The organism is Paenibacillus sp. WG02, assembly GCF_055396115.1.
Window position 1 is genome coordinate 6,565,611 of sequence record NZ_AP036016.1, and the last position, 13,876, is coordinate 6,579,486.

16 protein-coding genes are annotated in these 13,876 nt (G+C 44.5%); 4 read left to right on the plus strand and 12 right to left on the minus strand.

Features of this window, described 5'->3' with window-relative positions; translation table 11 throughout:
- Window positions 1-39 precede the first annotated feature (39 nt).
- The gene (locus tag ACBP55_RS29800) at window positions 40-510 is read right to left on the minus strand and encodes a hypothetical protein (RefSeq protein WP_464646817.1); all 471 of its coding nucleotides are present in this window, start codon (window positions 508-510) and stop codon (window positions 40-42) included.
- Window positions 511-638: 128 nt separating this feature from the next.
- Here ACBP55_RS29800 and ACBP55_RS29805 point away from each other — a divergent pair, with 128 nt between their 5' ends.
- The 3 genes from ACBP55_RS29805 to ACBP55_RS29815 are packed head-to-tail and all read left to right on the plus strand — an operon-like array spanning window position 639 to window position 3,515.
- Window positions 639-1,340, plus strand: a complete 702-nt coding sequence (locus ACBP55_RS29805) for a molybdenum cofactor biosynthesis protein MoaE (protein ID WP_464646819.1) — start codon at window positions 639-641, stop codon at window positions 1,338-1,340.
- 22 nt (window positions 1,341-1,362) lie between these two features.
- Window positions 1,363-2,421 carry a ThiF family adenylyltransferase gene (locus tag ACBP55_RS29810; protein WP_464646820.1) on the plus strand — a complete coding sequence of 353 codons (1,059 nt, stop codon included), beginning with the start codon at window positions 1,363-1,365 and terminating at the stop codon, window positions 2,419-2,421.
- A 44-nt stretch (window positions 2,422-2,465) separates the two neighbouring features.
- Window positions 2,466-3,515 carry an HD-GYP domain-containing protein gene (locus tag ACBP55_RS29815; RefSeq protein WP_464646822.1) on the plus strand — a complete coding sequence of 350 codons (1,050 nt, stop codon included), beginning with the start codon at window positions 2,466-2,468 and terminating at the stop codon, window positions 3,513-3,515.
- On the opposite strand, the gene ACBP55_RS29820 is transcribed toward ACBP55_RS29815, so the two are convergent.
- The 6 genes from ACBP55_RS29820 to ACBP55_RS29845 all read right to left on the minus strand — a co-directional run bounded on the left by ACBP55_RS29820 (window position 3,516) and on the right by ACBP55_RS29845 (window position 7,852).
- Window positions 3,516-3,905, minus strand: a complete 390-nt coding sequence (locus ACBP55_RS29820) for a DUF350 domain-containing protein (RefSeq protein ID WP_029194385.1) — start codon at window positions 3,903-3,905, stop codon at window positions 3,516-3,518.
- Window positions 3,902-4,549 carry a signal peptide protein gene (locus ACBP55_RS29825; protein ID WP_464646824.1) on the minus strand — a complete coding sequence of 216 codons (648 nt, stop codon included), beginning with the start codon at window positions 4,547-4,549 and terminating at the stop codon, window positions 3,902-3,904. Before ACBP55_RS29825 ends, ACBP55_RS29820 begins: the two co-directional genes overlap by 4 nt.
- Window positions 4,546-5,721 carry a glutathionylspermidine synthase family protein gene (locus ACBP55_RS29830; protein WP_464653442.1) on the minus strand — a complete coding sequence of 392 codons (1,176 nt, stop codon included), beginning with the start codon at window positions 5,719-5,721 and terminating at the stop codon, window positions 4,546-4,548. Before ACBP55_RS29830 ends, ACBP55_RS29825 begins: the two co-directional genes overlap by 4 nt.
- Window positions 5,722-5,747: 26 nt before the next feature.
- On the minus strand, window positions 5,748-6,413 hold the full coding sequence (locus ACBP55_RS29835) for a hypothetical protein (protein ID WP_464646826.1): 666 nt from the start codon (window positions 6,411-6,413) through the stop codon (window positions 5,748-5,750).
- Window positions 6,410-6,631: a hypothetical protein gene (locus ACBP55_RS29840; RefSeq protein WP_029194388.1), complete on the minus strand. Its 222-nt coding sequence runs from the start codon at window positions 6,629-6,631 to the stop codon at window positions 6,410-6,412. Before ACBP55_RS29840 ends, ACBP55_RS29835 begins: the two co-directional genes overlap by 4 nt.
- Window positions 6,632-6,745: 114 nt before the next feature.
- Complete coding sequence (locus ACBP55_RS29845; protein ID WP_464646829.1) at window positions 6,746-7,852, minus strand: C40 family peptidase; 1,107 nt, start codon at window positions 7,850-7,852, stop codon at window positions 6,746-6,748.
- Between the two features lie 216 nt (window positions 7,853-8,068).
- On the opposite strand from ACBP55_RS29845, the gene ACBP55_RS29850 reads away from it, so the two are divergent.
- Window positions 8,069-8,497: a PH domain-containing protein gene (locus ACBP55_RS29850; protein ID WP_464646831.1), complete on the plus strand. Its 429-nt coding sequence runs from the start codon at window positions 8,069-8,071 to the stop codon at window positions 8,495-8,497.
- Between the two features lie 64 nt (window positions 8,498-8,561).
- On the opposite strand, the gene sufB is transcribed toward ACBP55_RS29850, so the two are convergent.
- From sufB to sufC, 5 genes are all read right to left on the minus strand, one after another.
- Window positions 8,562-9,959 carry a Fe-S cluster assembly protein SufB gene (gene sufB / locus ACBP55_RS29855; protein ID WP_464646833.1) on the minus strand — a complete coding sequence of 466 codons (1,398 nt, stop codon included), beginning with the start codon at window positions 9,957-9,959 and terminating at the stop codon, window positions 8,562-8,564.
- 66 nt (window positions 9,960-10,025) lie between these two features.
- Window positions 10,026-10,460, minus strand: coding sequence for a Fe-S cluster assembly sulfur transfer protein SufU (gene sufU / locus ACBP55_RS29860; RefSeq protein ID WP_056834496.1), 435 nt, complete (start codon window positions 10,458-10,460; stop codon window positions 10,026-10,028).
- Window positions 10,447-11,673 (minus strand): cysteine desulfurase, encoded by a 1,227-nt coding sequence (locus ACBP55_RS29865; protein WP_464646835.1) that lies wholly within the window; start codon window positions 11,671-11,673, stop codon window positions 10,447-10,449. The genes sufU and ACBP55_RS29865 overlap by 14 nt, the downstream gene beginning before the upstream one ends.
- Window positions 11,670-12,965 carry a Fe-S cluster assembly protein SufD gene (gene sufD, locus ACBP55_RS29870; RefSeq protein ID WP_464646837.1) on the minus strand — a complete coding sequence of 432 codons (1,296 nt, stop codon included), beginning with the start codon at window positions 12,963-12,965 and terminating at the stop codon, window positions 11,670-11,672. The genes ACBP55_RS29865 and sufD overlap by 4 nt, the downstream gene beginning before the upstream one ends.
- 54 nt (window positions 12,966-13,019) lie before the next feature.
- Window positions 13,020-13,850, minus strand: coding sequence for a Fe-S cluster assembly ATPase SufC (gene sufC, locus ACBP55_RS29875; protein ID WP_029194394.1), 831 nt, complete (start codon window positions 13,848-13,850; stop codon window positions 13,020-13,022).
- Between the last annotated feature and the right edge of the window lie 26 nt (window positions 13,851-13,876).

Here is a 13,876-nt window from a genome sequence, read left to right on the forward strand (position 1 = left end):
ATCCGAAGCATGTCTAATTTTATGCAGCAGAATCCCCTCTCATTTCTTGAATTTTAGCTCATCTAGTGCAACTTTGTTCTTGAAGCCGAAGGTTGCTTCTTCTCCGAGCGTCTGATCATGAAGAAACCACACTTTAACAACACTCTTGACATTGAGACATTCACTGCTGCCATCAGGCACATAAAGGCGAATCGGATAACCTTTCTTGAGCGCCTGTCCATCTTGAGCATATAGAAACAAGGCAGAATCTAATTGAGACCAAGGCATAAGTGCTTGAAATTCGTCTATTGCCTCCACTTTCACATGGGTAGGTTCTTCAGCATGCTCCTTATTATGGCTGCTCTTCCAGCTTCGATACCACATTTTCAAATCAAAGGCATCTCCCTGCACATTCGGTACACGCTCCTGAAGTGCTAACTGCTGCTCGGCAAGAGCAACCATCTCGCTTATTGTAAATGTTTCATTCTTTATATGTAGGTCTGACACTTGTATACGCAAATCCTCTTGCATACATACATTTCTCCTCTCATAGCTAAGCTCTATTTCTCTTCCAAAGGCTCTACCCATTATACCATTTTCAGGTCAAAATATGATATGCTGTAAGGAATTCCACTAACGAAGCCATTAGGAGCAGAGCCATGAAAGTACACATCCAACTCTTTGCAGGTCTGGTAGACCTATTCGGGACTTCCGTCCTAAAAATAGATATCGAACAAGAATCCATTTCTATAGAGCAGCTCAAACAACAGATCACAGCAGCCTATCCGGAAGCATCTTCTCAATTGACGACCTGTTTCTTTGCTAAAAACCAAGCTTATGCGGGAGATCAGGAAATGGTCACAGCTGCAGATGAACTTGCACTAATTCCTCCTGTTTCAGGTGGACAACCTTCTATGTATGAAATCACCTATGATACGATTGATGCCGCCTCGGTAGTTTCTAAAGTCAATCACCCTAACCACGGCGCTTCGCTTGCTTTCATCGGGACAACAAGAGAAATGACTTATGGACAGCGGACCGTCCTTTTGGAATATGAAGCTTACATACCGATGGCACTCAAAACCATGGAAACCATTGGCGAAGAGATAGAAAAACAGTGGCCAGGCACGCTTTGTGCAATAACACACCGTTTGGGTAAGGTTGCTATTGCTGAAGCTAGCGTCGTTACTGCCGTTTCCTCCCCGCATCGAGCACATTGCTATGAAGCGAGTCGGTATGCGATTGAACGTCTAAAACAAATCGTACCTATTTGGAAAAAAGAAATATGGGAAGATGGTTCGGAGTGGAAAGGCAGCCAAACAGGTCCCTGGAACCCGCTCCAAACGCCTCAATTCGAATAAACCAGACTGGAGATGACCTCACTTGGACACACATTTACATAAAGATCATGACGTTGATTCACGCTACTCCAGACAAGTCCTATTTTCCCCCATTGGCCTAGATGGACAGCGCAAGCTCGGGGGAAGTCGAGTTGCTATCGTAGGCATGGGTGCGCTAGGCACCGTTCTTGCCAACCATATGGTTCGCGCAGGGGTTGGTTACGTACGATTGATCGATCGTGATTTTGTCGATACTAGCAACCTTCAACGACAAATGCTCTACGATGAAGAGGACGCTGCTGCCACAACACCCAAAGCGATTGCAGCAGCAAAACGGTTACAACTCGTGAATTCACAGGTAACGATTGAGCCTCATGTAACCGATCTGAATTCCTTGAATGCTGAACAGCTGTTAAGTGACGTAGATTTAATACTAGATGGAACCGATAACTTCTCGGTTCGCTTCCTAATTAACGATGTGAGTATCAAACTAGGGATTCCTTGGATTTATGGCGGTGCGGTCGCCTCTAGAGGAGTCTCTTTGACGATCATACCGGGACAAACCCCCTGCCTTCGCTGCCTTTTCACACAAGCACCCGCAGCAGGTACGACTGAAACATGCGATACAGCTGGCGTTATTGGCGGGATCATTCATGTCGTAGCTTCCTTTCAAGCAACGGAAGCTCTTAAATTGCTTGTTGGCGCGAACGATCAGCTTAATCTCCGAATGCAGCAATGGGACTTATGGTTCAACCAGAACTCAGCAATTAGTGTAGCCGGCGCTCATAAATCAGACTGTCCCGCTTGTGCAATGAAGCAGTACGATTACTTAGAAGTCGGTGTGGAAAGTGACACGATTCAATCCTTATGCGGTCGTAATTCCGTCCAGATTCATCCGGTAATCCCTTCCGACAAACCGCTTGAATACTGGGAAGAACGTTTAAAACCACTGGGTCCAGTTGATAAAAATCGCTTTCTTTTAAAGTTCCAAGCAGCCCCGGATTTGCACATGATCATCTTTCCAGATGGCCGTGTACTCATCCAAGGCACCGAAGATTTAATTCAAGCTAAAAGTCTTTACAGCCGATATATTGGGATGTAGTATAACTATATACCTACGGATGTAGGACTAGGAGAGGAGCTTCCATGCGTATACATGTGCTTCAACTTATTGTTGGTGATAAACTAATTTCAGATTCCTACAATATGGTAGGACTTCATCTTCTTTCATCAGGCACAGTTGTCGATGCGGGAGATATTTTGATGCTCAATCGCCACAATGTGGATTATGTCGATATACAGCCTAGAGCGAGTGAAGCCATTAGCGAATTTGATGAGACTACAGTCCGGCACGCAAATAACACGCAATTACTCACTTTTAACGGTGCAATCTCCGGTATAAAAGATTTATTTTCGATCATCGAAAACGGTGGATCTATTCAAAATGAAACTATAGAATCCGCTTTCAATCCGATGATCCAAAGCTTTCAGGAGGAGAAAGACGTTGTTTCATTACTTCTCTCTTTGAACAGCAAAGATGATTATACCTACCAGCACAGTGTGCAAGTAGGTATGTTATCCTATTATATTGCCAAGTGGATGAATAAAAGTGAGAAAGAAGCCCTTCATATTGGAAAAGCCGGCTATCTGCACGATATTGGCAAAAGTAAAATCCATACGGACATTCTATATAAGCCCTCAAAACTAACCAACGATGAGTACAGTGAAATTCAGAAACATACGATCTACGGTTATGAAATCATCAAACAATCCTTAAATGACAATATCCTTGCTCTCGTTGCTCTAGAGCACCATGAACGTATGGATGGTACAGGCTATCCTTTACGCAAAAAGAGTACAGAAATCCATTCGTACTCGCTGATAATTGCGGTTGCAGACGTTTATAGCGCTATGATCTGCAACCGGGTTTACCAGCAAAAGCGTGATCTTCTAATCGTACTGAAGGAACTGCACCGAATGAGTTTTGGCCAACTTGATCCGAAAATAACGCAAATATTTATCCGCAACATGATTCCTAATTTTATCGGTAAGAAAGTGTCACTCAGTGACGGACGCGTCGGTACAATTGTCATGACAAATCCAACTGATTTCTTCCGACCGCTCATTAACATTGATAATCAATTCTTGGATCTGTCCCAGCTTGGCGACGTAGAAATAACGCAGATCGCGATCTAATTAAATAATAAGACTGCTGACCGCAATTGCGATTCCAATATAGACAGCAGCCAGCAGGGTGCCTACAGCTACATTCCCATCCTTTAGTTGATCAGATAGCTTTACACCAGGCGTGAGCCAATCAAAGATCCAATACGTAGCAACCAGACATACATACCCTACCGCGAACCATAAGCTCATATGCCAAATCGATGAATTCGTGTACGCTGCAATACACAAAACAATCGCCGTAGCTACAAATTTGCCACCCATGGTGATGCCGACGGCTACATTGCCGTTGTTTATTTCTTCCATATCGCGGTAGGGTGTCATTAAACTAAACACATACATTCCTGCGAATTGCAGCAGGACAATCACAAATAAACTAATGACAATATCCAAAACAATCATTCTGCCCACCCCCGAAACTTCGCCATGGATTGATCAAAATTGCTGTAATCATGTACTTCCTCCAGAATAACCTGTACTTCCTTCTTGTTTTTAAAGTTTACATAACGTTCCTCTGGAATGGGCTGCTTCACTTTCTGACCTGTTGGTAGATCAGCTACCGCGAAATAGCGGAATTTGCCATCCTGTTCTGTTTTGTAAACCCCTATTAATTTCACATCCGTCTTAATTTCTATTTTTAACTCCGCCAAATCTTTTTCAGCTTCTTCTTTCGTTTTAAACGTCTTAATTGGCTTCCATTGCGAAAGTGTTACATCGTTCTTCCCTTGATTATCCGTTTTCATTGTTGCCTGCATATAGCTCAGTATCCACACTTGGTCCCCTGTAGCAAAATTCTGATCGTTCGAAATCCGTTCATTATTCGGCAGCAGAACCATATCGCCATCCAATAAATCCCCGACTTTTGCCTGATGGACTTGATAATCCCAAGGTACTTCACCGTTTATACTGCTTGTGCTTGCTGGACTTCCCAGCGCCGCCTTGCTCAGGACAGCTGGCTTCTTATTGAAAGCACTGCTAATGCCCCAAATGATAAAGATGCATATAACGAAGCCCGCGGCCATAAGCCAAAATCGTCCTTGTTTCAAGGTGCTTTCACTCCTATCGCTACAAATTGACTCACATTTCCTGTAATCATCCCACCTGCTCTCCCTAACAACCCGCACGGTGTTCCATTGAGGACAAACAGACCTGTTAATAAGTGTTTATTTCCATGAGCAAAAGATAGCTCGGGCAAATCGGCTCGCTTCTGATAAACACGCTTGAAAAACACACTCGTATCAAAGCCAACTTCATCTTTGACCTCTAATTCCCCCTGTGTGTTATACAATTCCACCGAGCCGCCTTCTCTACCGAACATGGATTTGGATACGTAATCACCTGTAAGCTCGGGCGTCATATAGGTAGGCAGCATGTAGGTCCCTATTGCCTTATGCTCGTCAGAGGTGAACAATTCTGCGCCTTCCTCATGCAAGCCCCATATGACGGCTTGCAAGCCTTTTGACTGCAAGATGACCGCGTGTAATGGATTGAAAACTTGGATGAATTGTTCTTCAATCGCATAAGATAAGGCCTCTCCTCCATCATCAATGCCCATCCATTCCTTCGGATATAGCGCGAACAATTTCGTGATGATCTGGTTTTCTCCAACCTTAACAACGCCTTCATCAATCCATAAATCCAAACAGTCGACACAAGTCATATTTCTTCCGCTATGCGCTACAAGAGCATCAATCGTTCCTGTATCTTCAACATGCTTGCCATACGCGATGCAGGTCGCAAAGTCTGGCGCTTCGATCTCCCACGCTGAGCGGATTAGTTCTTTCATTACATGGTTTGGTGATTCTATTCCCATTTGATCACATAACCAGGGGGTAGCGATCGCTGCTTCTACATATCCCGTAGGTGTATCTGCATTCAGCTCTAATAACTTAATTTCACCTTGCTGATTCACAGTAAAATCAAATCTGGCATATCGGCTAATAAAGCCTGCGGCACCAGGTTCGAGCCTATCTAACCCATCCCATAGCACTTCAGGAATAGACAAAAGCTCATAAAACTCCCTCTTCCCTTTCACATAACGAACCGTCTTATCAAACACGCGCCACAAAGCTCCAGCCGCATGAATAAGTTCATCGTATGCTTGTCGTTCCATGACCACAATTTGGTCAATCCAGTACGCTTCCTCCTCCATATCTGCCCATGTAAAACCAAGGCACGCCAGCTGCAGCACCCTTTGATCTCTGTCGGCAGAAGGCATCCCTATGACTTCATATATCACAGCAATTAACCTCCTGAGCTGGAGCTTGATGAAGAGCTGAAACCACTTGATTTACCGCCAATACTTCCGGAAGAGGTTGAGGTCGATTTGGAACTTGATGTTGTTCCGCCACTCGTACTGTTTGACGAGGACTTATTCGATGTAAAAGAGCCGGTTCCACTCGAGGTTGTTGGTGTCTTCGTTGTGGATCGATTCGAGAACGAACTCGGTTGATAGGTTTTCGTCACATACGGTGTATTGGAACGATAATAATAGGAGCGATGATTGCTTCCCCAACTACTCGATGAGTAAGGACTTACCGTATTAAAGATCAGATGGTACAACAGGAGATCATCCCAACCAAAACCACCGCCGCCGGTTACCTGATTCACAATGATGGGGGTCGTACTTCCTCCTCCAGAGCCTGTTGAGCTTCCCCCTGCAGATGGCGTAGGAGACGGAGAAGGCGACGTCGTTTTAAGATCTGATAGCACGGGCACAGGCAAACTCCAGTCAACAGAAGGGTCATAATAGGCTTTGACGTCTTCTGAAGACCATTCAACCAGCTTAGATGCTCCTGCTCCCCCAGCACTCGGATTAGGAGACTCTTCGGCATAAGCTGATAGCAGCAGCATTTGACTAACGAGCATGATGCCTATAGAGGTCGAAAGCACTTTGAGCGGTCGTTTCACTGCCTGTTCCCTCCCCCTTCTGAGCTTACCGTAACCAACAGAAGTTCAAAAATATTAAGATCTAAGTTCAATCTTCCTTCGATCATTTCATATTCCTTACCGCCAATAAGAACAAAGTTAGCTACATTTAAGGCTTGTATTAGCTTTTCATCCCATGGGCGTTCACTAATTTTTTGCAGTTGTCCGTCCGCTAATTTTTCGAAGAGCGTAATCGTCATCGATTCATCTTCCTCCATCCAAATCTTTATACTAGATAAAACGCACGAGCAGAGTATTTGTTTCAACTTAGTGAAAAATAAAAAGAGCCTATCCTAAGGATAGACTTTAAACCATTAATATGCGATGCGTTTTGCTCGTAGAAACGTTGATTTCCAATACGGTTTATCAATGTTACTGATCTGGACGCCATCCTTTGGCGCAGGTGAAGAATGCAGCATTTGCATGTTGCCTATATAAATACCAACATGTCCAACTGTTTTATTGGTTTTGAATCGACCTGGTACATAGAAAAACATCAAATCACCTTTGCGCAATGAGTTCCGGCTAACCAACTGTCCTTGCAACGCTTGTTGACGTGCAAGCCTTGGCAGCTTTACGCCATATTTTCCAAATACATATTGGGTAAACGTCGAACAGTCAAATTTTCCTGTTTGCGGATAAGGTCCAGTACCGAATAGATATTTCACACCTAGATATTGCTTGCCTTTGTTAATCACTGCATTCATATCAATGTTTTTTAGAACCGGAATTACTTCTTCATGATTAGCGGGTGACCACACCTCGAGAAGATCATTTTCTTTTTGTTGCATAGAAGCCGGGTTCGCCCCCGTACCTTCACCTTTGAAAGGATCCGTTGGATCATCTTTAAAATCAAGCTCCGCAGAGTTACCGCGGGGATCATTGTCATCTTCATGCTCAATTGGTGCGACCGGAGCGGCATGAATCAATAATTGACCATTCCGCACTTCATATGCCATATCTTCTTGAAACAAGTCTGCCAAAGCGGTGACTGGCAAGTAAGCGGAATCCCCTTCCTTAATAAACGATTGGCTAACTTGGATATCTGAACCTTCCTTCCTGGCTTTCGTTGAATTCATTGTCACTTCGAAGTTTGCGTCGTTATCGCCAATTAACAGCTTTTGATTAGAGTCAACCCAGTCGGAGTTAAATTTTAGTGTTTGGATGAGTTCATTTGCAGCTACATAATTTACATTGTTGATCACTTTTATTGGTATAACAGCGTCATCATTACCTAATGTCGTTCCTTGTCCTGTTTGTGACAAACTTTGAGACTGCATATTTCCTGTACCTGATTGTGCTGAAGGATTCTGAGTGGGTGTTGCTTTATTGGGGCTGACATTAATCCTTCCACAAGCGGTTGAAGTTGCCATCATGACTACTATGCTGCCAATTGCTGCTACCCTCAGCCTTTTCCGCATCGCTTCTACTCTCCTTTAAGGACACATAATTATCCTCTATAGAGTGAGATAAGCGGCTTGCAAATATGCATAAAAGGTTATCTGGACGGCTTGGATCATCTTGGAAGCATTAGACGAAATGATACGCTACCAATCTCATACCGAGGAAGGGAGAGAAGAAGGTAATCCATCCTATTTGTCGAATATGGGAATATATTGAATGAAGGAGTGATCGAGATGGCAGGTTTTTTGAATGGACTTTTAGGCAATTTTTCAGAGGTTTCCGTAGATGACCTTACAAGGCAATATGGCGTTTATCTCATGCCAGGTGAGAAGGTGACAACAGGATTCAAACTAGTTCGAGATACATTTATCGTGACGGATGAAAGAATCATTCTGATCGACCATCAAGGTGTCACCGGTAAGAAAACAAGGATCGCTTCCATTGATCTCGACTCCATCTATGATGTCACGATGGAAACAGCCGGCACAGGCTTCGATGATAGTGAATTAACGATCCATTACATCACATCTCCTTATTACAAAGCCAACAATGCCGTGACAACTGCCTATAAATTTGAGTTCGGAAAAAAATTCAACCTCCAACCTTTCTATGTTGCTATTCTGACTCTAGCAACACAGAATCGTAAACGTATTAATGCCTAAACCGAGAGACTAACAAAAAAAAGCGTGCCCGAGTAATTCGGGCACGCTTTTTTGTATATATAGATTAACCGATAGAACCTTCCATCTCAAATTTAATGAGACGATTCATTTCAACGGCATATTCCATTGGAAGTTCTTTCGTGAACGGCTCGATGAAGCCCATAACGATCATTTGCGTTGCTTCAGCCTCAGTAAGGCCGCGGCTCATGAGGTAGAACAATTGGTCCTCAGAAACCTTGGATACTGTTGCTTCGTGCTCAAGCGTAATGTTGTCATTCATGATTTCGTTATAAGGGATCGTATCTGACGTTGACTCGTTATCGAGAATCAAGGTATCACATTTGATATTTGCTTTGGAACCTTGGGAGTTGCGTCCGAAGGAAGCTAGACCACGGTATGTTACTTTACCGCCGTGTTTGGAGATCGATTTGGATACGATCGTCGAAGTTGTATCAGGCGCCAGATGCGTCATTTTCGCGCCAGCATCTTGGTGTTGCCCTTTGCCAGCTACAGCGATGGAAAGAACCATCCCTTTAGCGCCGCGGCCTTTCAGCACAACAGCTGGGTACTTCATCGTCAGCTTGGAACCAATGTTACCATCGACCCATTCCATTGTAGCGCCTTCTTCTGCAACCGCACGTTTGGTAACGAGGTTGTAGATGTTAGGTGCCCAGTTCTGAATCGTTGTGTAACGTGCACGGGAGTTCTTGAGACATACGATTTCAACTACCGCACTATGAAGGGAGTTTGTGCTGTAGATAGGAGCTGTACAGCCCTCTACGTAGTGTACAAAGCTTTCTTCATCGGTAATGATCAATGTACGCTCGAATTGACCCATGTTCTCGGAGTTAATACGGAAGTATGCTTGTAATGGCACTTCACATTTTACGCCTTTAGGAACATAAATGAAGGAACCACCGAACCATACAGCACTGTTCAACGCCGCGAATTTATTGTCGCTCGGCGGAATAATAGTTCCGAAATATTGTCTGAATAGCTCAGGGTACTCACGAAGCGCCGTATCGGTATCTGTAAAGATAACGCCTTGGTCTTCGAGCTCCTTTTGCATGCTGTGGTAAACAACTTCAGATTCATACTGAGCCGATACACCAGCTAAGAATTTTTGTTCCGCTTCAGGAATACCGAGCTTGTCGAATGTTTCTTTAATTTCTGTAGGAACTTCTTCCCACGTTTTGCCTTGCTTCTCGGATGGTCTTACATAGTACTGGATATCATCGAAATCTAGATCATCCATGTTTCCGCCCCAACGCGGCATTGGCATTTTGAAAAATTGTTCCAGGGATTTCAGACGAAACTCTAACATCCAGTCCGGTTCGCCTTTAATTCTGGAGATTTCTTCAACGATTTCACGAGTTAAGCCTTTACCCGATTGAAAAATCGATTTGTGCTCATCTCTAAAACCATATTTATAATCCTCGAGATCTGGCATTTGTTTAGCCATGGTTGATTCCTCCTTAGAATTTTTGTGCTGCAAAAACTGCTTTTCAATCTATGCATCGCTTTTGCGTTAGTTATCGGTTTTTTGGGAATGTTCAATCCCTTTGCGAAGTGCGTTCCATGCCAGGGTTGCACATTTAATTCGTGCTGGGAATTTATTTACTCCAGATAGCGCCTCAATATCTTCATATTCAAATTCGACAGGTTCGCCTTTCATCAGGCCGGAAAAATTATCAGCCATCTTCAGCGCCTCTTCGATGGTCTTACCTTTAACCGCATCTGTCATCATGGATGCAGAGGATAAGCTAATCGAACAGCCTTCACCTGTGAATTTAGCCATCTTCACAATACCATCTTCTACTTGCATTTGCAGGGATATCTTATCGCCACAGGTCGGGTTATTAAGATCAATGGTAACAGCTTCGCCAGACTCAAACTTCCCACGGTTGCGCGGTGTTTTATAGTGATCCATAATCACTCTACGGTATAAATCATCCAATTGCATGGCCGAAGTACTCCTTTGTTTTTTGTAAGGCCATCACAAGCCGGTCAATATCTGCTTCTGTATTGTACAGATAAAAGCTGGCACGAGCCGTACTGCTTACTTCCAACCATCTCATTAATGGCTGAGCACAGTGGTGACCGGCGCGTATAGCAATCCCTTCCGCATCCAGAACGGTTGCCACATCATGAGGATGCACATCGCCTAGATTAAACGTTACGAGTCCAGCACGGTTCGCAGTAGGGCCATAGACAACCAGATCTTCAATCTGGGTCATACGCTCCATCGCATAATTCGTGAGCTGAATATCGTGTTTATAAATATTGTCCATACCGACTTCTTGTAGAAAATCGATGGCCGCGCCGAGGCCAACAGCGCCTGCGATGATGGGTGTCCCACCTTCAAATTTCCAAGGCAGTTCTTTCCATGTTGACTCATAGAGATCCACATGATCAATCATCTCGCCGCCAAATTCAACGGGCTCCATATTCTCCAGCAAGGCCTTCTTTCCATACAATGCCCCGATTCCGGTAGGGCCACACATCTTGTGACCGGAAAGCGCGTAGAAGTCGCAATCCAAATCTTGTACATCCACCTTCATATGCGGTGTGCTTTGTGCGCCGTCGACCATCATCTTCGCACCATGTTTATGGGCGATTTGGGCGATTTCTTTGATCGGATTAACGACACCCAGAACGTTGGATACATACACAACCGAAACGATTTTCGTACGATCGGTTATCGTGTTTTCGACGTCAGTAAGCGAAATCGAACCGTCAGGCTGTAAAGGAATATATTTTAAAGTAGCACCTGTTGCCTTAGCAGCTTGCTGCCATGGAATCAGGTTGCTGTGATGCTCCATCGGTGTAAGGACGATTTCATCGCCTTCACGCAAGACAGATTTCGCATAACTGCTTGCTACAATATTGATTGCCGTTGTCGTGCCTCTTGTGAAAATGATTTCCTGCTCACTGGATGCACCAATGAACTTAGCCACTTTGGCTCTGGCTCCTTCGTATGCATCCGTTGCACGGGAACCTAGGGTATGAACCCCGCGGTGAACGTTCGCATTGTCCCACTCATAGTAGTGCTTCAGTGCTTCAATCACCTGAATAGGCTTCTGGGAGGTTGCAGCACTGTCCAAGTACACCAGCGGATGACCGTTCACTTCTTGCTTCAGAATGGGAAAAAGTTCACGTATCTCCGAGGTATTCATTGTCCCAGCTTCCTCTCTACTAAGCTTTGCAGCTGTTCTTCAACGCTCTTAATTGGAATTTCTGAAACGACTGGCGCCAAGAATCCGTAAATAATTAAGCGCTGAGCTTCTTCCTTCGTAATCCCGCGAGACATCAGATAGTGCACTTGCTCAGCATTGACTTGACCAACACTCGCTGCATGACCAGCTTTAACATCATCCTCATCAATAAGAAGAATCGGATTCGCGTCACCGCGCGCTTTCGGGCTGAGCATAAGCACTTTCTCAGTTTGTTGACCGTTACAGCCTGTTGCGCCTTTTTCGATCTTCGTAATCCCGTTGATGATCGCTGTTGAGCCATCTCTCATTACGGCACGAGTAATCATGTCGCTTGTCGAAGCTTTGCCCCAATGAACAGCGCGTGTTGTCAGGTTCAACTTCTGCTCCTGAGTTCCTACACAAATCACTTTCGCATCGGAGTCGGAACCTTTGCCTTTGAGGATCGATGTTGTATCCGAAAGTGTGTTGCCGTAGTTCATTTCACCAACGACCCACTGAATGCTCGCATCGTTATCGATGATTGCACGGCGGTAAGTCAAGTCCGTAACGGATTCTTCCAAGTTATGAACGGATGCATAGTTAACGCGCGCACCTGGCTTCACGAATACTTCAACGATTCCGTTTTGTACCATCGGAACGCCTGATACGGCAGATACATAATTATCTACATAAGTTACTGAACTAAACTGTTCAGCAACAATCAAGACATGCGGTGCAAAAGTCGCTTCAGCATCATCAGTTACAAATAACGCTTGCAGTGGAAGGTCCACACGAACGTTTTTCGGTACATAAAGGAAAATACCACCGTTCCATAATGCAGCATGCAAAGCTGTTAATTGATTTTCATTAGCTTCTACTGCTTTCATGAAGTATGGCTTCACCAAATCCGCATGCTCGCGAATGGCTGTTTCCAAATCGGTGAAAATAACGCCTTGCTGTTTCAATTCCGCCGAAACTTGGTTGAACACGATACCGGAGTTGCGTTGTACGATCAAGTTTTCGGAATTAGCTAAACCTTTGGCAATTTCGGGTAAAGCATCGAGGGATGCCAAAGGGGCTTGCGATTTATAGGAACCATAGGAGGAGATGCTCCAACGGTCAATTCTCGTCTTTTCTAGCGCAGGTAATTCCAAAGAATTCGCTAACGCTAACCCTTCTGTACGAAGGGCAGTCACCCACTCCGGCTCTTGTTTGCTGCGGGAGAGCTCGATGACAGCATTAGTATCTATGGAAAGTGTTGTTTGACTACTCATGGTTTCCTCCATTTATAGGGATCTTTGACCCTTAGATCAAAGTCTCTCCTCTCTTTAGTACTTCGGTCCAGGCGTGTTCATTGGAACTTTGAACTCTTCCGTGTCTTGACCAACTGTTTCATCAACGATGCCGAGTTCTTCTTTGATCCAATCGTAACCTTCCGCTTCCAGACGCTCTGCAAGCTCAGGACCACCGGATTTCACGATACGACCTTGCATCATAACATGTACAAAATCAGGTTTAACATAGTTCAGCAAACGTTGGTAATGCGTAATGATCAAGAAGCCGCGGTCTTCGCTGCGCATAGCATTAACACCTTCAGCTACGATGCGCAATGCATCGATGTCAAGACCGGAATCAATTTCGTCCAAAATAACGAATTTAGGCTCAAGCAAAAGCATTTGAAGAATTTCGTTACGTTTCTTCTCACCGCCGGAGAAGCCTTCGTTCAGGTAACGGTGCATGAACTCTGGGTTCATTTCTAGCTGCTTCATCTTCGCTTCCATTTGACGAATGAACTTGATCAACGAGATTTCGTTGCCTTCGCCGCGACGAACGTTCATTGCGCTGCGTAAGAAGTCAGCGTTCGTTACGCCTGTGATTTCGCTTGGATATTGCATAGCCAAGAACAAACCAGCGCGTGCTCTCTCGTCAACAGCCATTTCAAGAACATCTTCACCATCTAAGGTTACAGAACCCTCAGTTACTTCATATTTCGGGTGCCCCATCAGAGCAGAAGCCAAAGTACTTTTACCTGTCCCGTTTGGTCCCATGATGGCATGAATTTCTCCGCCTTTGATTTCCAGGCTAAGACCCTTCAAAATTTCCTTTCCTTCGACGTTCGCTTTTAGACCGTCTATTGTAAATGTTGATGAATTCGCCATTTCTTAAGCCTCCATAATGTGTTGGA

What these genes read in the sequence shown, in the direction of transcription:
- ACBP55_RS29800 (WP_464646817.1), bottom strand. Translation starts at nt 510, where the DNA reads ATGCAAGAGGATTTGCGTATACAAGTGTCAGACCTACATATAAAGAAT.
- ACBP55_RS29820 (WP_029194385.1), bottom strand. Translation starts at nt 3,905, where the DNA reads ATGATTGTTTTGGATATTGTCATTAGTTTATTTGTGATTGTCCTGCTG.
- ACBP55_RS29830 (WP_464653442.1), bottom strand. Translation starts at nt 5,721, where the DNA reads ATGCCTTCTGCCGACAGAGATCAAAGGGTGCTGCAGCTGGCGTGCCTT.
- ACBP55_RS29840 (WP_029194388.1), bottom strand. Translation starts at nt 6,631, where the DNA reads ATGACGATTACGCTCTTCGAAAAATTAGCGGACGGACAACTGCAAAAA.
- ACBP55_RS29845 (WP_464646829.1), bottom strand. Translation starts at nt 7,852, where the DNA reads ATGCGGAAAAGGCTGAGGGTAGCAGCAATTGGCAGCATAGTAGTCATG.
- sufB (WP_464646833.1), bottom strand. Translation starts at nt 9,959, where the DNA reads ATGGCTAAACAAATGCCAGATCTCGAGGATTATAAATATGGTTTTAGA.
- ACBP55_RS29805 (WP_464646819.1), top strand. Translation starts at nt 639, where the DNA reads ATGAAAGTACACATCCAACTCTTTGCAGGTCTGGTAGACCTATTCGGG.
- sufC (WP_029194394.1), bottom strand. Translation starts at nt 13,850, where the DNA reads ATGGCGAATTCATCAACATTTACAATAGACGGTCTAAAAGCGAACGTC.
- ACBP55_RS29850 (WP_464646831.1), top strand. Translation starts at nt 8,069, where the DNA reads ATGGCAGGTTTTTTGAATGGACTTTTAGGCAATTTTTCAGAGGTTTCC.
- sufD (WP_464646837.1), bottom strand. Translation starts at nt 12,965, where the DNA reads ATGAGTAGTCAAACAACACTTTCCATAGATACTAATGCTGTCATCGAG.
- ACBP55_RS29865 (WP_464646835.1), bottom strand. Translation starts at nt 11,673, where the DNA reads ATGAATACCTCGGAGATACGTGAACTTTTTCCCATTCTGAAGCAAGAA.
- sufU (WP_056834496.1), bottom strand. Translation starts at nt 10,460, where the DNA reads ATGCAATTGGATGATTTATACCGTAGAGTGATTATGGATCACTATAAA.
- ACBP55_RS29815 (WP_464646822.1), top strand. Translation starts at nt 2,466, where the DNA reads ATGCGTATACATGTGCTTCAACTTATTGTTGGTGATAAACTAATTTCA.